Origin of the sequence: Pseudomonas protegens, assembly GCF_003363755.1 — a bacterium.
GTDB lineage: Bacteria > Pseudomonadota > Gammaproteobacteria > Pseudomonadales > Pseudomonadaceae > Aquipseudomonas > Aquipseudomonas danubii.
In genome coordinates, this window is record NZ_CP031396.1 from 3,960,991 (window position 1) to 3,978,873 (window position 17,883).

Sequence of the window (17,883 nt, forward strand, 5' to 3'; positions counted from 1 at the left end):
AGGCCTCCCGAAGGAGGCCTCTTGATCACGCGGCTTGCGCCGGCGTTACCGGATCAGCAGCTGTAGTACAGCTCGTATTCCAGTGGGTGTACGAAGGTACGGACCTTGATCTCTTCTTCGCTTTTCAGGGCGATGTAAGCGTCGATGAAGTCGTCGCTGAAAACGCCGCCTTTGGTCAGGAACGCACGACCTTTGTCCAGCTCTTCCAGGGCTTCCTTCAGGCTGCCGCAAACTTGTGGGATCTCTTTGGCCTCTTCAGGCGGCAGGTCGTACAGGTTTTTGTCAGCGGCGTCGCCAGGGTGGATCTTGTTCTGGATACCGTCCAGGCCGGCCATCAGCAGAGCAGCGAAGGCCAGGTATGGGTTGGCAGCCGGGTCCGGGAAACGGGCTTCGATACGGCGGGCTTTAGGGCTCGACACGTAAGGAATACGGATCGAAGCGGAACGGTTGCGTGCCGAGTAGGCCAGCATGACCGGGGCTTCGAAGCCTGGAACCAGACGCTTGTAGGAGTTGGTGGCCGGGTTGGTGAAGCCGTTCAGGGCCTTACCGTGCTTGATGATGCCGCCGATGAAGTACAGAGCGGTGTCGGACAGGCCGGCATAGCCTTCGCCAGCGAAGGTGTTCTTGCCGTCTTTCCAGATCGACATGTGCACGTGCATGCCCGAGCCGTTGTCGCCGTACAGTGGCTTAGGCATGAAGGTGGCAGTACGACCGTAGGCGTCGGCCACGTTGTGCACGACGTATTTCAGGGTCTGGGTTTCGTCGGCTTTCTTCACCAGGGTGTTGAACTTGACGCCGATTTCGTTCTGGCCGGCAGTCGCCACTTCGTGGTGGTGAACTTCGACGGTCAGGCCCATTTCTTCCAGTGCGTTGCACATGGAGGTACGGATTTCGTGGTCGTGGTCGAACGGTGGAACCGGGAAGTAGCCGCCTTTGACGCCTGGACGGTGGCCCTTGTTGCCGCCTTCGATGTCCTGGTCGGACATCCAGGAACCTTGTTCGGAGTAGATCTTGAACATGGAACCGGAGATGTCGGACTTGAATTTCACTTGGTCGAAGATGAAGAACTCTGGCTCTGGACCGGCGAATACGGTGTCGCCGATGCCGGTGGCTTTCAGGTGCTCTTCGGCGCGCTTGGCAATGGCGCGTGGGTCGCGGTCGTAACCTTGCATGCTCGAAGGTTCGATGATGTCGCAGACCAGGATCAGGGTCGGTTCTTCGGTGAACGGGTCCAGCACGGCGGTTTCGTCGTCCGGCATCAGGATCATGTCGGAGGCTTCGATGCCTTTCCAGCCAGCGATGGAGGAACCGTCGAACATCTTGCCGGATTCGAAGAAGTCTTCATCCAGCGCATCACGGGCCGGCATGGTCACGTGATGTTGAGTGCCCTTGGTGTCAGTGAAGCGCAGATCAATCCATTTGACGTCATGATCTTTGATGAGTTGAACCGACTTCGACATAGTGTCCTCCGGGTGGCTTCGGGCTTGGTGTTGGAGTGCCCTTAGAATGTGGGTGATGCCGGCGCGAATACTCTGCCATGGCAACCTGCCTCACAAGGGAGCAAATTGCATGCCAGTGCCCCGAGATGGGTTTTCTGCCCCAAAATCACGCTTTCTGCGGCGGATTTGGCGTAATGCCGGCATTTGGCGCACTGCAATGTAGCGTCTTCTTTGATAAATGACCCGTTTTGGTGCACCTAAAACCTTCTGCACATTAATTGGTTAAACCTTGAGCAATTTCCGCTATAATCCGCGCCCCCCTTTTTCGGCTGGCCCAGCGCGCGCAGTTTTCATGAAACTAATCGTTAAAGTTTTCCCGGAAATCACCATCAAGAGCCGCCCGGTACGGATGCGTTTCATCCGTCAGTTGGCCAAGAACATCCGTGCCGTGCTCCGCGATCTGGACCCGGCCGTGGTGGTCAATGGTGTGTGGGACAACCTCGAGCTGGAAACCGCCCTCAGCGAGCCCAAGGCCCTGAAGGAGCTGACCGAGCGCCTGAGTTGCATGCCCGGCATCGCGCATTTCCTGCAGGTTGACGAGTACCCGCTGGGCGACTTCGACGACATCGTTGCCAAGTGCAAGCAGCACTTCGGCGAGGCCTTGCCCGGGAAGATTTTCTCGGTGCGCTGCAAGCGTGCCGGCAAGCATGAATTCAGCTCCATGGACGTGGAAAAGTACGTCGGCAGCCAGCTGCGTCGGCAGTGCGGCGCCGCCGGCATTTCCCTCAAAGAGCCGGAAATCGAAGTGCGGATGGAAATTCGCGACCAACGGTTGTTCGTGATCCACAGCCAGCACAACAGTATCGGTGGCTACCCGCTGGGCGCCCTGGAACAGACCCTGGTGCTGATGTCCGGCGGCTTCGACTCCACGGTCGCCGCTTATCAGGTCATGCGCCGTGGCCTGATGAGCCACTTCTGCTTCTTCAATCTGGGCGGCCGTGCCCACGAACTGGGCGTGATGGAAGTCGCGCACTATATATGGAAGAAGTACGGCAGCTCCCAGCGGGTGCTGTTCGTCAGCGTGCCGTTCGAGGAAGTGCTCGGGGAAATTCTCGGCAAAGTCGACAACAGTCATATGGGCGTCATTTTGAAGCGTATGATGTTGCGTGCCGCCTCAAGCATCGCCGACCGTCTGCACATCGACGCGCTGGTGACCGGCGAGGCGATTTCCCAGGTGTCCAGCCAGACGTTGCCCAACCTGTCGGTGATCGACTGCGTGACCGAGAAGCTGGTGCTGCGCCCGCTGATCGCCAGCCACAAGCAGGACATCATCGACCTGGCCGAAGAGATCGGCACTGCCGACTTCGCCAAGCACATGCCGGAGTACTGCGGGGTCATCTCGGTGAACCCCAAGACCCATGCCAAGCGCCATCGCGTCGAGCATGAAGAGAAAGAATTCGATATGGCGGTGCTCGAGCGTGCGATCGAGCGGGCCAAGCTGGTGCCGATCGATCGGGTGATCGACGAGTTGGGCCAGGATTTGCAGATTGAAGAAGTCAGTGAGGCGCTGGCCGGTCATATCGTCATCGACATCCGTCACCCGGATGCCCAGGAAGACGACCCGCTGGAGCTTGCTGGCATCGAAGTACAAGCGCTGCCGTTCTATGCATTGAACGCCCGCTTCAAGGAACTGGACCCTACGCGCCAGTACCTGCTGTATTGCGACAAAGGCGTCATGAGTCGCCTGCATGCTCACCATCTGCTCAGTGAGGGACATGCCAATGTGCGCGTTTATAGACCGAGCTAAGTGCCCGGGGATGTTCGCCTGTGGCTTGCGTCACCGGCCCCCCGACGCCGCCGTCCAGCTGTAACGGCCAGGCCTGACTCTATTGTTAATCGCTGCCAGCATTTGTCAGCACACCGAATCCTCTGATCGAGATACACAAGTGATCGAAAATCTACGCAACATCGCCATCATTGCCCACGTTGACCATGGTAAGACCACCCTGGTAGACAAACTCCTGCGTCAATCCGGCACCCTGGAGCGCAACGAGCTCAACGACGAGCGCGTGATGGACTCCAACGACCAGGAAAAAGAACGCGGTATTACCATCCTGGCGAAAAACACCGCCATCAACTGGAACGGCTACCACATCAACATCGTGGACACCCCGGGCCACGCCGACTTCGGCGGCGAAGTTGAGCGCGTAATGTCCATGGTCGACTCCGTACTGCTGCTGGTCGACGCTCAAGACGGCCCGATGCCGCAAACCCGTTTCGTGACCAAGAAGGCGTTCGAAGCCGGCCTGCGTCCAATCGTGGTGATCAACAAGGTTGACCGTCCGGGCGCGCGTCCTGACTGGGTTCTGGACCAGATCTTCGACCTGTTCGACAACCTGGGTGCCACCGAAGAACAGCTGGACTTCAAAGTCGTCTACGCCTCGGCCCTGAACGGCATTGCCGGTCTGGACCACACCGAAATGGCTGAAGACATGACCCCGCTGTACCAGTCGATCGTCGACAACGTGCCAGCGCCAAGCGTTGACCGTGACGGTCCGTTCCAGATGCAGGTTTCCGCTCTGGACTACAACAGCTTCCTGGGTGTGATCGGCGTTGGCCGTATCGCTCGCGGTCGCGTCAAGCCCAACACCCCGGTTGTGGCCATCGACGTCAACGGCAAGCGCCGTAACGGTCGTATCCTCAAGCTGATGGGTCACCACGGCCTGCACCGTGTAGACGTTGAAGAAGCCGCTGCTGGCGACATCGTTTGCATCAGCGGTTTCGACGAGCTGTTCATCTCCGACACCCTGTGCGATCCGACTGTTGTCGAAGCGATGAAGCCACTGAGCGTCGACGAGCCAACCGTTTCCATGACCTTCCAGGTCAACGACTCGCCATTCTGCGGTAAAGAAGGCAAGTTCGTGACCAGCCGTAACATCAAGGAACGTCTGGACAAAGAGCTGCTGTACAACGTTGCTCTGCGCGTTGAAGAAGGCGACTCGGCTGACAAGTTCAAGGTCTCCGGCCGTGGTGAGCTGCACCTGTCGGTACTGATCGAAACCATGCGTCGCGAAGGCTTCGAGATGGGCGTTGGCCGTCCTGAAGTGATCATCCGTGAAGTGGATGGTGTGAAGCAGGAACCGTTCGAAAACGTCACCATCGACATCCCTGAAGAATCCCAGGGCAAGGTCATGGAAGAGATGGGCCTGCGTAAGGGCGACCTGAGCAACATGGTTCCGGATGGCAAGGGCCGTGTACGCCTGGAATACAACATTCCAGCCCGTGGTCTGATCGGTTTCCGTAACCAGTTCCTGACCCTGACCAACGGCGCAGGCATCCTGACCTCGATCTTCGATCGCTACGCTCCGATGAAGTCCGGCCACATGTCCGGCCGTCAGAACGGCGTCCTGGTATCGGTAGAAACCGGCAAGGCCCTGACCTACTCCCTGGAAACCCTGCAGGCGCGCGGCAAGCTGTTCGTCGAGCACGGCCAGGAAATCTACAACGGTCAGATCGTCGGTCTGAACAGCCGTGACAACGACCTGGGCGTCAACCCTACCAAGGGCAAGAAGCTCGACAACATGCGTGCTTCGGGTAAAGACGAAACCATCGCCCTGGTTCCACCTGTTCGCTTCACCCTGGAACAGGCTCTGGAATTCATCCAGGACGACGAGCTGTGTGAAGTGACTCCTAAGTCCATCCGTCTTCGCAAGAAGATCCTGGACGAAGGCGAGCGTACCCGCGCTGCCAAGAAAGCCAAGAACTGAGTCTTTAGTTCCGGCTGAATGAAAACGCCCCCGGTCGCGAGACTGGGGGCGTTTTTTTATGCCTGGAGAAAACCTGTTCATGTAGCCGCTGCCGAGCAGCGCGAGGCTGCGACCGGCTGCAAAGCAGCCGCAAGACGGCCATTGCAGCCGTTCAGGCATTACGCGCCACTTGGATTTACGGCCGCTGCGCAGCCGGTCGCAGCCTCGCAAGCTCGGCAGCGGCTACAGCAGTGGTAGTAGCGGTGAGGCGCGGCGGCTCAGAAACGTTCCAGGGTTCGACTGCTGGTATTGGTCGGGCGCTCCTGGGGCTTGGGCTTGTAGGCGCAGTAGCCCGGGCGCGGGCCGATCTTCGGGTGGTTGCGGCAGGTGTCCGGGCGCTTGTCATAAATGGTGCACAGGCGGCTTTTACGATCCAGATACAGGCAGTCGTTGTTGCTCATGCGCTGCAAGGTGAAGATTTCCGACTTCTGGTTGTAGCGCTCGACGATGCCTTCTTTCTGCAGGCGCTTGGCAATGTTCTTCGCCGGTTCGCCGCGCTCGAATTCGTCGACGATACCAATGCGGATCAGGTCCTTGATCTTCACTTCCACCGGCAGGGTGCAGCAGCTGGACATGCAGGAACCGCACATGGGCGCGGAGTATTTGGCCCAGGTATCGAGACGGTCGATTTCCGCGGCAGCGATCAGGTTGGACTTCATCAAGGTGGTTTTTCCGGCATGTTCCAGGGCGCGCGATCATACCGGGACTGGTGGATTTTTGAACGACTTTAGGTCGGATTTTTCTTGTCTGCCTTGCGATTAGTCCCTGGCGGCACGGCATCTGCATCTTTTTCCCCCGCAGGCGCGCAAGGCTCTCTCGTGAGTCGAGCCATTTGAGACAGCGCCGAACCAGAGCCTTCGCTCCGTGTCAGACCGACTAGGCTCAGACCATTCCATGCTCACTGTGTATCTCGTCAGAGGTCGTATCGATGACTCAGGAATCCCTTGTTCGTGACGCTGAGGTGGCCGCCTTTCGCGAAGCCGTCTTGACCAAACTCACCTACGCGGTTGGCAAAGACCCGGATCACGCCTTCGACCACGACTGGTTCGAGGCCATTGCCCTGGCGGCACGGGACCATATGGTCGATCACTGGATGGATCACACGCGACAGATGTACCGCAAGGGTCAGAAGCGGGTGTATTACCTGTCCCTGGAGTTCCTGATCGGTCGCTTGCTGTTTGACAGCCTGAGCAATCTTGGCCTGCTGGACGTGGCCCGCGAGGCCCTCACCGATCTGGGGGTGGACCTGGAACGCATCCGCCTGCTGGAGCCCGATGCGGCCCTGGGCAATGGTGGCCTGGGGCGCCTGGCGGCGTGTTTCATGGAGAGCATGTCGACCCTGGGCCTGGCCGGTCACGGCTACGGTATCCGTTACGAGCACGGCCTGTTCCGCCAGGCGATTGTCGACGGCTGGCAGCAGGAGCAGACCGAACACTGGCTGGATTTCGGCAATCCCTGGGAGTTCGAGCGCCCCGAGGTGATCTACTCCATCGGCTTTGGCGGCAGCGTCGACAGCGTGACCGACGAAGCGGGCAACATTCGCCAGGTCTGGCGGCCGGCGGAGATCGTCAGGGCGGTGGCCTACGACACTCCAGTGGTGGGCTGGCGTGGGGCCAGCGTCAACACCTTGCGTCTGTGGCGGGCCCGGGCCATGGAGGATTTGCACCTGGAGCGTTTCAACGCCGGTGACCACCTGGGGGCGGTGGCGGAAGTGGCCCGGGCCGAGAGCATCTCCCGGGTGCTGTACCCGGCCGACAGCACCGAGGCGGGCCAGGAACTGCGTCTGCGCCAGGAGTACTTTTTCGTCTCGGCGTCGTTGCAGGATTTGCTGCGGCGCCACAAGAACATGCACGACTCGGTGCTCAGCCTCGGCGAGCACGCGGCCATCCAGCTCAATGACACCCACCCGTCGATTGCCGTGGCCGAGCTGATGCGCCAATTGGTGGACCTGCACGGCATCGCCTGGGATGCGGCGTGGCAGATCACCGTGGACACCCTGGCCTACACCAACCACACCCTGTTACCCGAGGCCCTGGAAACCTGGCCGGTGGGCCTGATGGAACGCATGCTGCCGCGGCACATGCAGATCATCTATCTGATCAACGCCCAGCACATCGACTCATTGCGGGCCAAGGGCCTGCATGATTTCGACGTGCTGCGGGCCGTGTCGCTGATCGAGGAAGACAACGGCCGCCGGGTGCGCATGGGCAACCTGGCGTTCCTCGGCTCCCACAGCGTCAATGGCGTGTCCGGCCTGCACACCCAGTTGATGCGCAGCACGGTGTTCTCCGAGCTGCACAAACTGTACCCGGAGCGGATCAACAACAAGACCAACGGCATCACCTTCCGCCGCTGGCTGTATCAGGCCAACCCGCAACTGACCGAAATGCTGGTGGACGTCCTGGGCCCCGAGCTGCTGGACAATCCCGAGGCGCTGCTACTGGGGCTGGAACCCTTCGCCGAGAAAGCCGCCTTTCGCAAGCAGTTCGCCGAACAGCGGCTGCACAGCAAGCGTGCTTTGGCGGCGATCATCCATGAGCGCCTGGGCATCGCGGTCAACCCGGCGGCGCTGTTCGATGTGCAGGTCAAGCGTATTCACGAGTACAAGCGCCAGTTGCTCAACCTGCTGCATACCGTGGCGCTGTACCAGGCGATCCGCGCCGAGCCGGAAACCGATTGGGTGCCCCGGGTGAAGATCTTTGCCGGCAAGGCGGCCGCCAGTTATCACCAGGCCAAGCTGATCATCAAATTGACCAACGACATCGCCCGTACGGTGAACAGCGACCCGACTGTACGTGGCTTGCTCAAAGTGGTGTTCCTGCCCAACTACAACGTCAGCCTGGCGGAAAGCATCATTCCCGCCGCCGACCTGTCGGAGCAGATCTCCACCGCCGGCTTCGAGGCTTCGGGCACCAGCAACATGAAGTTCGGCCTCAACGGCGCCCTGACCATCGGCACCCTGGATGGTGCCAACGTCGAAATGTGCGAGCAGGTGGGCGCCGAACACATGTTCATCTTCGGTCTCAGCGCCCAGCAGGTGGAGGCGCGCAAGCGCAATGGCGAATTCAGCGCGGTGCCGGATATCGCCGCCTCCCATCGGCTCAGCGATGTGCTGCAGGCGATTCGTGGCGGGGTGTTCTCCCCGGATGATCCGTCGCGTTACACCGGGCTGATCGATTCGCTGATCGACTACGACCGGTTCCTGGTCTGCGCCGATTTCGATGCCTACTGGAGTGCCCAGGCTCGGGTCGAGGAGCGTTGGCACGACGCCAAGGAATGGTGGCGTTCGGCGGTGCTCAACACGGCGCGCATGGGCTGGTTTTCTTCGGACCGGACCATCCGTGAATACGCCACGCAGATCTGGAAGGCGCTGGAGTGAGGCGTTTGGGAGAATTCTCGAACTGTGCATAAGGCCCAACGTTTGTTGGGTCGGGTCGATATACTGAGCGCCGATTTTATCTCCCGGATGGTGTCTTTCGGGCCACGCTCGGCTTCCAATCGGGGACAGACCTGCGCTGGCAAGCCGGCGCCTACAATCTCCGTAGGGGCCGGCTTGCCGGCGAACGCGTCAACACAGCTGTACCTGTCCTTTAGTGGACCGCTTAGGGATATCGACACATGCAATGGATGTTCATGCTGTTGGGGTTGGTGCTGGGGTGGATCGTTGATGAGTCCATCAGTGATGCCCTGATCGGTGCCCTGCTGGGCCTGGCTGTCGGCCTGGCCATTCGCTTCGGCGCCCTGCATCGCCAGGTTGTCGACCAGCACCGTGAGCTGGAACAGGCGAAAAAGGCCCTGGCCACCCTGGGCCAGCGTCTTGCGCTGCTGGAAAGCAACGCTAGCCCCGCCGCCGAACCTGCGGCCGAGCCCCTGGTCAATGCCCCGCTTGCCGAGGCTCGCGCAGGCACGAGCGCCGCGGCGGAACGCGAAGACCTGCCTGAATTCATTCTTGACGAAGTCCAGCCTGTGGAGCCGGCTGCCCCCGAGCTGGTCTGGGAACTGCCTGCTGCGGTGCTCCCTGCTGCGGCAATCCAAGCCAGCCAGCCGCTGCCGGAGTCGGTCTGGCAACCCGGGCCCCAGGTGTCGTCCCGGGAGCCAGAGCCAGCTGCGGCCCCTGTGGACCTGCAACCGAACCTGATCGAACGCGCCATCAGCGGTGCGCGCAACTGGCTGTTTGGCGGCAACACCGTGCTGCGGGTCGGCGTGGTGCTGTTGTTCCTCGGCCTGGCCTTCCTCCTGCGCTATGCCACCGAAGGCATGGTGGTGCCCATCGAATTGCGTTATGCCGGAGTGGCGGCCAGCTCCCTGGGCCTCTTGGGGCTGGGTTGGTGGCTGCGGCGGCGCAACAGCAACTACGCCCTGATGCTGCAGGGCACTGGCATCGCCGTGCTCTACCTGACGGTGTTCGCGGCCATGCGCCTGCACCCGTTGCTCGACCCTTCTGCGGCTTTGGGCCTGCTGGTGGCCGTGACCGTGTTTTCGGCGATCCTGGCCATTACCCAGGATGCCCTGGGTCTGGCGGCGGCCGCCGCCCTGGGCGGTTTTGCCGCGCCCATCCTGACGTCCACCGGCGCCGGCAGCCATGTGGCGCTGTTCAGCTACTTCGCCCTGCTTAATGCCGGCATCCTCGGCATTGCCTGGTTCAAGGCCTGGCGCCTGCTGAACCTGATCGGCTTTGTCGGTACCTTCGGCATCGGTTTCGCCTGGGGCCTGCGCTCCTATGCCCCGGAGCTGCTGTGGAGTACCGAGCCGTTCCTGATCCTGTTCTTCCTCATGTACCTGGCCATTGGCCTGCTGTTCACCCGGCGCAAGCTGCTGGAAATGACCGATGCTCCGGCGCACGCCGATCGTCAGGCGCTGCTGCACTGGTCCGCACGCAAGGGTGACTACGTCGATGGCAGCCTGCTCTTCGGCCCGCCGTTGGTGGCTTTCGGTTTGCAACTGGCGCTGGTCCGGCATCTGGAGTTCGCGGCGTCTTTCAGTGCCCTGGCCCTGGGCTTGATCTACATGGTCCTGGCGCGGGTGCTGATGGGTGGTCGCGCCCTGTTGCTGGGGGAAACCTGCCTGGCCCTGGGGGTGATTTTCGCCAGCCTGGCCATTCCGTTGGGCCTGGATGCGCGCTGGACGTCGGCGGCCTGGGCCGTGGAGGGCGCGGGGATCTTCTGGCTCGGCCTGCGTCAGCAGCGGCCAATGGCCCGGGCCTTTGCCTTGCTGTTGCAGGCGGGCTCGGCCCTGGCTTTCCTCAGTGAATTGAGTCCCGGGAACACCAGCCTGCTGGCCGGTGCGCCTTTGGGGGCATTGCTGCTCGGTGGCGCGTTGCTGTTCAGCTTCGACCAACTGCGACGGGCCGATAAGTCCTTGCCTTCGACCTGGGAGCAGGGCATTGCGCCTCTCCTGGCGGTGCTTGGGCTAGGTTTCCTGTATCTGCTGGCGCCCTTGTTCTTCTTCACCCAGGGCACGGCCATCAGTTGGGCCCTGGCCGGGCTGGCGACCTTGTGGGTCGGCCTGCGCCTGCAATCGCGGGCCTTCCTGTTCACGGCATTCGGCATCCAGTTGCTCGGCGGGGCCTTGTTCCTGATGCGCCTGCAAGGGGCGGACGGCGACGCCAGCGCAGTCTTCAGCGCCGGCTGGAGCGGCCTGATGAGCGCCTCGCTGATTGGGCTGGCGCTCATTGGCGGCATGCTCCTGGCCGCCCGCAATGACATGGTGCGCAAGGACCCGCGCTTGTTGCGGGGGCTGTCGGTGGTGCTGCTGGCGGGCTTGATGATGATCAACCTGGCGGTGCTGTTTGTGCTGCCTTGGCGTACTGCCAGCGGGGTCTGGGCCGCCAGCGGGCTGTTGATCATCTGGCTCAGCCTGTACTTGCAGCAGCGGGCCAGTTTTGTCTTTGGCCTGGTGCTCCAGGTGATTGGCGGCAGCACCTTCCTGCTGGCCGGTTCGGACTGGTATTTCGTGGCGGTGGCGGACGCTGCGCGGCCCCTGGCCAATGGCGACTTCTGGACGCCGATGGTCCTGGCTCTGGCGGCGCTGGTAGGGGCCTGGCGCTTGCAGCGGGGCCATCATGGCTCGGCGTTCGATGCCTTGAGCCTGGGGCGCCTGTCCGACCTGTTGTTGGCCTGGGGTGCTTGCTGGTGGGCCTTTACCTGGCTCAAGGAAGTACTGCGCTTCGCCCCGGCCCATTGGCAGGCGAGCCTGTTGCTGCTGATCACCGCAGCCAGCGTGCTGCTCTGCGCGCTGCTGGCGGTGCGCCTGCAGTGGAAGTCCCTGGGCCTGGTGTGCAGCCTGCTGATACCGGCGGGAGCCCTGGTGCTGCTGGCGGCTTGGGCACCGCGTTATCACCCGGCGGCGGATCTGGGCTGGCTGGCCTGGACCCTGCTGTTCGCCGTGCACTTCTTCAGTCTGCGGCGCCTGGCGGCATGGCTGCCGACGCGGGTCCTGAGCATCGCCCATGTGCTGGGTTGCTGGCTGCTGCTGGGGGTGTTGGCGCTGGAACTGCGCTACGCCTTGCTGCTGTTGTCCGAGCAGTACAACGCCTGGCGCTGGCTGGGCTGGGCGATCCTGCCGAGCCTGTATCTGGTGGCCATGGCCGCGCCGCGCCATTGGCCGTGGCCGGTTGCCGCGCATTCCAGGGAGTACCGCCTGTATGCCGCGCTGCCCTTGGCGGTGTTGATGCTGGGCTGGTTCTGGCTGGCCAATACCTTCAGCGACGGCCGTGCCGAGCCGTTGCCTTACTTGCCGCTGCTCAATCCCCTGGAGCTGGGGCTGCTGTTTGCCCTGTTCGGGGTGTATGTGTGGTCCCGCAGCGCGGTGCAGGTGCTGGCGCTTCGGAGCGATTACGCCGAGCGCGGCGCCCAGTTGGTGGCGGGGGTTTCCCTGTTCGCCTTCTTCACCGTGCTGGTCATGCGCGCGGCTCACCATTGGAGCGGCGTGCCGTTCCAGGCGGATGCGTTGCTTGAGTCGATGATGGTCCAGGCCGGGCTGTCCATCGTCTGGACCCTGATTGCCCTGGGCTTGATGATCGGCGGGCATGTGCGCCATCGCCGCGAAGTCTGGCTGATCGGCGCGGCGTTGATCGCGGTGGTGGTGGCCAAGCTGTTCCTGGTGGAATTGAGCAATCGTGGCGGGCTGGCGCGGATCGTCTCTTTCATCGGGGTCGGTGTGTTGTTGCTGGTGGTGGGCTATTTCGCCCCCTTGCCGCCCAAGCGGGTCGAGGCCGAGCCTGAAGCCGGCAAGCCCTTGAATGAAGGAGTGTCGTCTTGAGTCAGAAGTTGAACCTGCGCTGGTGGGGGGCTGCGGGCCTGTGTGTGGCTTTGTCCGCCGTGGCCCAGGACAAGCCCGGGGACTTCAAGTCCCAGGTGCCCTTGACCCTGAGCGGAGAAGGCCCCTGGTACCGCCTGGAGCTGCCGCTCGCCGTGCAGCTCCAGGCCAGCCAGATCGATCTGCGGGATATTCGCGTGTTCAACGCCGCCGGCGAGCCCCAGGCCTATGCCGTGGCCCGTCAGCAGGCGCAGACTCGCGAGCAGCGCAGCCTTGCTGATGTGAAGTGGTTCCCGCTGTACAACTCGGCGCAAGCTGGCGACAGCATCCCCAGTGTGCGGGTGCAGTCCAACGCCAATGGCACGCTGGTTCAAGTGCAGCCGGCCACTGAGTTGGAGGCGGGTGAAGAAGTCCTGCGAGGCTGGTTGCTGGATGCCAGCGCCATCAAGGCGCCGCTGCAACAACTGGTGCTGGACTGGACCAGTGAGCGCGACGGTTTCCAGCGTTTCAGCATCGAGGCCAGTGACGATCTGCAGCACTGGCAATCCTGGGGAGAAGGCCAGGTGGCACGGCTGTCGTTTGCCGACGAGCGGGTCGAGCAGCATGAGGTGGCTTTGCCCGGGCAGTCGGCACGTTACCTGCGCTTGCTGTGGAACACCCCACAGGCGGCGCCAGTGCTCACTTCCGTGCAGTTGCAGAGCAGCACCACCAGCAGCCTGCCGTCGCCGCTGGTGTGGTCGCAACCGCTGGGCGGCACGGCCGCTAAGGCCGGTGAGTACAGTTGGCAGTTGCCCAAGGGGCTGAATGTCGAGCGCGTGCGGGTCGAGCTCAAACAGGCCAATAGTCTGGCGCCCGCAACATTGTACGGACGCCGTGAGAGCAGCCTGCCCTGGCAGCCCCTGAGCAATGGCCTGCTGTACCGCCTGACCCAGAACGGCCAGGACGTGCAGCAGAACGAACTGCAATTGCCGGGGCAGACCGTGCAGCAGCTCAAATTGACAGTGGATGAGCGTGGCGGCGGCCTGGGCGCGGAGGCGCCGACTCTGCAATTTGCCGTACGCGGCACGCAACTGGTGTTCCTGGCTCGTGGCGCCGGGCCCTATACCCTGGCGCTGGGCAACCCGACCGCAACAGCGGCCAACCTGCCGTTGGCCACCCTGATTCCTGACTACAGTCCGCAGCGTCTCAAGGAACTGGGCCAGGCCAAGGTCGAAGGCGCGGCGCAATTGACGACGTCCACTGCGGCGTCGCCGGACGTCGCCGTGGCCAGCGGGCCGGACTGGAAAAAAATCGGCCTGTGGGCGGTGCTGCTCCTGGGGGTGCTGGCATTGGCCGGCATGGCCTTCAGTCTGCTGCGCAAGCCGGCGGTCAAATCCTGAGCGGTTGCGGGGGTGGCAGAGGGCGCTGTGGCCAGTCATGGCTGAGGTTTTGTGGCTACGCTGAAACCGGTGCCTGAACTCTATCTGCCGGTTCCCTGTCTGAGAGGAGGAAATGCGCCCCGACTCGCGTTAAACTGCGCGGGTTTTTAGTCCCCCATTCCTCCGGAGCCTTCCATGTCCCGCGTTACCCTGAGTCGCTATTTGATTGAGCAGACCCGCAGCAACAACACTCCTGCCGATCTGCGCTTCCTGATCGAAGTGGTGGCGCGTGCTTGCAAGGAGATCAGCCACGCTGTGTCCAAAGGCGCCCTGGGTGGTGTTCTGGGCAGCATGGGCACGGAAAACGTGCAGGGCGAAGTGCAGAAGAAGCTCGACGTGATTTCCAACGAGATCCTCCTGGAAGCCAACGAATGGGGCGGTCACCTGGCCGGCATGGCGTCCGAGGAAATGGACAATGCCTACCAGATCCCGGGCAAATACCCGAAAGGTGCCTACCTGCTGGTATTCGACCCGCTGGACGGTTCGTCGAACATCGATATCAACGCGCCCGTTGGCACCATCTTCTCGGTGCTGCGTTGCCCGAACGAGTACCTGAGCCAGAACGAAGCCTTGAACGAAAAGGCCTTCCTGCAGCCGGGCACCCAGCAGGTTGCTGCCGGTTACGCCATCTACGGCCCGCAGACCATGCTGATCCTGACCCTGGGGCATGGCGTCAAGGGCTTCACCCTGGACCGTGAAATGGGCAGCTTCGTGCTGACCCACGAAGACATCAAGATCCCGGAATCCACCCAGGAATTCGCCATCAACATGTCCAACGAGCGTCACTGGGAAGCCCCGGTCAAGCGTTACGTGAGTGAGCTGCTGGCCGGCGACACCGGGCCACTGAAAAAGAACTACAACATGCGCTGGGTCGCGGCCATGGTCGCCGACGTGCACCGTATCCTGACCCGTGGCGGCCTGTTCATGTACCCACGCGACAGCCGCGAGCCGGAGAAGCCGGGCAAACTGCGGCTGATGTACGAAGCCAATCCGATGTCCTTCCTCATCGAACAGGCTGGCGGTTCTTCTACCGACGGTCGCCAGCGCATCCTCGACATTCAGCCTGAAGGCCTGCACCAGCGTGTTGCCGTATTCCTTGGTTCCAAGGAAGAAGTGGCTCGTGTGACGGGCTACCACAAGGAATAAGACATGGCCCAGTCCTGGCAGCCTCTGCTTGATTGGTGGTTCGGTTCAGCCGAAAAGCCGGCAGAGGTGGTCGCTGCCAAGGGCGGGCTGTGGTTTGGCAAACGCGACAGCCAGGACCTCGAAGCGCGCCAGCGCTTTGGTGGTCTGGTGGAGCAGGCACTGGCTGGCGGATTGACCGAGTGGACGCAAAGTCCCCAAGGTTGGCTGGCCTTGGTGCTGTTGCTCGATCAGTTGCCGCGGATGATCTATCGCGATACGCCCAAGGCGTTCTCCGGCGATACCCGTGCCCAGGCACTGGTGGCGCAAGGCATTGCCGCGGATTTTGACCGGCGCCTGCCGGCCATGCAGCGCTGCTTCATCTACCTGGTGTTCGAGCATTGCGAGCATCTGGCGGTGCAGAACGAAGGGGTTTCCCGCTTTGCTGCCCTGCACGACGAACAACCGGAGGACGATCGCCCGGTGTTCGCCGATCAGCTGGACTACGCCGAACGGCACCAGAAAATCATTGCCCGCTTCGGGCGCTTTCCCCATCGCAACGCCATCCTCGGTCGTGAGTCCACTGCCGAGGAGCTGGCTTTCCTGCGCGAGCCTGGTTCGCGTTTTTAAGCGCGCTTTGACCGGCAAGCCGGCTCCTACGGAAGAGTGGTAGGAGCCGGCTTGCCGGCGAAGCTGCTCCTCAGATACGGAAGCTGCCCACCAGATGCTGCAGGCGCTTGGCCTGTTGTTCCAGGTCGGCGCAGGCGCGCAGGGTGGCTTGCAGGTTTTCCACCCCTTCCTGATTCAGGGTGTTGATTTCGGTGATGTCGACGTTGATCGACTCCACCACCGCGGTCTGCTCCTCGGTGGCGGTGGCCACCGACTGGTTCATGCCGTCGATTTCGCCGATGCGCTGGGTCACGCTGCCCAGGCGTTCGCCGGCCTGGTTGGCGATGCCGACGCTGCTTTCGCTCTCACGCTGACTCTCGGTCATGGTGCCCACCGCTTCACGGGCGCCCACTTGCAGCTCCTCGATCATTTTCTGCACTTGCTGCGCCGAATCCTGGGTGCGGTGGGCGAGGTTACGCACCTCGTCCGCTACCACCGCGAAACCGCGTCCGGCCTCACCGGCGCGAGCCGCTTCGATGGCGGCGTTGAGGGCCAGCAGGTTGGTCTGCTGAGAAATGCTGGTGATGACTTCGAGGATCTGCCCGATGTTCACCGTGTTGCTGTTGAGGGTCTCGATGTTGTCGCAGGAGCTGCTGATCTTTGCCGACAGCTGATGCATGGCGGCGATGGTCTGATCCACCACTTGCTGGCCGTCTTGCGCCAGGCTGCGGGCCTCGCTGGAGTGCTGCGAGGCGAGGGCAGCGTTCTGGGCGATTTCCTGGGCAGCGGCGCCCAGTTGGTTGATGGCCGCGGCCACGCTGCTGGTGCGCGAAGCCTGTTGGTCGGAGTTGAACATCGACGAGTTGGAGGCGGCGACTACGCGCAGGGCCACTTCATTGACCTGACCGGTGGCCGAGGACACTTCGCGGATCGAACTGTGGATGCGTTCGACGAAACGGTTGAACGACACCCCCAGGGTGCCGAATTCGTCGTGGCCATGGATCACCAGGCGTTTGGTCAGGTCGCCTTCGCCTTCGGCGATGTCGTGCATGGCCCGGCCCATCACGTGCAGCGGCTGCATCAGGATGCGGATCAGCATGCCCAGCAGGCTGATGATGATCACCACCGCGATCAGCATGGCGATGATCGCCGAGGTGCGAAATTCACTGAGCACGGCGAAGGCGGTGTCCTTGTCCAGGACCAGGGCCACGTACCAGTCGGCCGAGGGCACGCCGTTGACGTGGGTGAAGGAGATGAACTGGGTCTTGCCGTTCAGTTGCACTTCTTTCAGGCCGGGGCTGATGCTCGGGGCACCCGCGGGATAGGCTTCGGCGAGGCTCTTGAGCACCAGTTTGCTGTCGGGGTGGATGAGGATCTTGCCGTCGGCGCTGACGATGAAGGCCTGGCCGTGACCGCCGAAGTTCAGCGAGTTGATGATGGCGCTGATGCTCGACAGGTCGATATCGGCGCCGGCCACGCCGATCATCTGGTTCTGATGCTGCACCGGGGTGGCCACGGTGATCACCAGTTTGCCGGATGAAGCGGCGATGTAGGGTTCGGTGACGATGGTCCGTTGCGCGCCGGTGGCCGCCTTGTACCAGCCGCGGGCGCGGGGGTCGTAGTCGGCGGCGCGATTGCCGGCCGGCACCGAAAACATCACGCCGTCCTGGCCGCCGAAGTAACTGAGCTGGAAGTTGCTGGTATAGGCGGGCAGGCCGACGCTGCGTTTCAGGCTCTCGGCGCCGTTGCCGTCCACGGCGATCTGCTGGGCCAGAGACTGCAGGAGCTGGATGCGGCTTTCCAGCCAGGTCTGGATATTGCTGGTGGTCAGGCTGCCCAGTTCCTGCATGGTGGACTCGGTGCTGCTGCGAAGGGCCTCACGCTGTCGGTAGTCATTGAACAGAATAAAACAGGCGAACGCGACGGCCACCACAAGGGCGGCGGCAAGCAGGATCTTGTGGCTGAATTTCATATTGCTGGTCATTAAGTGAACTACCGCGATGGGCTGGTCAACGAGGGGCGTCAATTTGCCACAGTGGAGGGCTTTGCGCTGCAGTTATGTCGACTGGCTATTACTGAAGATGAGGCCTCGTGGAGAAAAACCGACGAACAGCAGGGCAAGGCGAAAAGGTGTTTGATTTACCGGGAAAATGCCCGGAGCAGCGGGCAAGAAATACCCGGCCGAGCGGGGAACCAGAAGGGGGTTTTCTCTTCTAAGCTTCTGGTTGGCTG

The 17,883-nt window shown here is 62.2% G+C and carries 10 protein-coding genes and 1 pseudogene; 7 read left to right on the top strand and 4 right to left on the bottom strand.

Annotated features, from left to right (window positions below):
* Positions 1–53: 53 nt before the first annotated feature.
* The gene (glnA, locus tag DWF74_RS17945) at positions 54–1,460 is read right to left on the bottom strand and encodes a glutamate--ammonia ligase (RefSeq protein ID WP_016965623.1); all 1,407 of its coding nucleotides are present in this window, start codon (positions 1,458–1,460) and stop codon (positions 54–56) included.
* Between the two features lie 331 nt (positions 1,461–1,791).
* Here glnA and thiI point away from each other — a divergent pair, with 331 nt between their 5' ends.
* Positions 1,792–3,246: a tRNA uracil 4-sulfurtransferase ThiI gene (gene thiI, locus DWF74_RS17955; RefSeq protein ID WP_115581426.1), complete on the top strand. Its 1,455-nt coding sequence runs from the start codon at positions 1,792–1,794 to the stop codon at positions 3,244–3,246.
* Between the two features lie 139 nt (positions 3,247–3,385).
* Complete coding sequence (gene typA, locus DWF74_RS17960) at positions 3,386–5,206, top strand: translational GTPase TypA (RefSeq protein ID WP_025130242.1); 1,821 nt, start codon at positions 3,386–3,388, stop codon at positions 5,204–5,206.
* A 257-nt stretch (positions 5,207–5,463) separates the two neighbouring features.
* Here the strand turns inward: typA and DWF74_RS17965 are convergent, their stop codons facing one another.
* Positions 5,464–5,907, bottom strand: a complete 444-nt coding sequence (locus tag DWF74_RS17965) for a YkgJ family cysteine cluster protein (RefSeq protein WP_180988553.1) — start codon at positions 5,905–5,907, stop codon at positions 5,464–5,466.
* 266 nt (positions 5,908–6,173) lie between these two features.
* Between DWF74_RS17965 and DWF74_RS17970 the strand changes: the two genes are divergently transcribed.
* The 5 genes from DWF74_RS17970 to DWF74_RS17990 all read left to right on the top strand — a co-directional run bounded on the left by DWF74_RS17970 (position 6,174) and on the right by DWF74_RS17990 (position 15,672).
* The gene (locus DWF74_RS17970; RefSeq protein ID WP_115581427.1) at positions 6,174–8,624 is read left to right on the top strand and encodes a glycogen/starch/alpha-glucan phosphorylase; all 2,451 of its coding nucleotides are present in this window, start codon (positions 6,174–6,176) and stop codon (positions 8,622–8,624) included.
* A 239-nt stretch (positions 8,625–8,863) separates the two neighbouring features.
* A complete protein-coding gene (locus DWF74_RS17975) occupies positions 8,864–12,505 on the top strand; it encodes a DUF2339 domain-containing protein (protein WP_115581428.1) in 3,642 nt (1,213 codons plus the stop codon).
* The gene (locus DWF74_RS17980) at positions 12,502–13,881 is read left to right on the top strand and encodes a DUF3999 domain-containing protein (protein WP_102862753.1); all 1,380 of its coding nucleotides are present in this window, start codon (positions 12,502–12,504) and stop codon (positions 13,879–13,881) included. Before DWF74_RS17975 ends, DWF74_RS17980 begins: the two co-directional genes overlap by 4 nt.
* 174 nt (positions 13,882–14,055) lie before the next feature.
* Positions 14,056–15,066: a class 1 fructose-bisphosphatase gene (locus DWF74_RS17985; RefSeq protein ID WP_102862754.1), complete on the top strand. Its 1,011-nt coding sequence runs from the start codon at positions 14,056–14,058 to the stop codon at positions 15,064–15,066.
* A 3-nt stretch (positions 15,067–15,069) separates the two neighbouring features.
* Positions 15,070–15,672: a DUF924 family protein gene (locus DWF74_RS17990; protein ID WP_102862755.1), complete on the top strand. Its 603-nt coding sequence runs from the start codon at positions 15,070–15,072 to the stop codon at positions 15,670–15,672.
* 70 nt (positions 15,673–15,742) lie between these two features.
* Here DWF74_RS17990 and DWF74_RS31015 read toward each other — a convergent pair whose 3' ends face one another.
* Together DWF74_RS31015 and DWF74_RS31020 are read right to left on the bottom strand one after the other, a co-directional pair.
* Positions 15,743–16,507, bottom strand: a complete 765-nt coding sequence (locus DWF74_RS31015) for a methyl-accepting chemotaxis protein (RefSeq protein WP_371826192.1) — start codon at positions 16,505–16,507, stop codon at positions 15,743–15,745.
* 141 nt (positions 16,508–16,648) lie between these two features.
* Positions 16,649–17,635 (bottom strand): annotated as a pseudogene (locus DWF74_RS31020) (cache domain-containing protein); the annotation flags it as partial.
* Between the last annotated feature and the right edge of the window lie 248 nt (positions 17,636–17,883).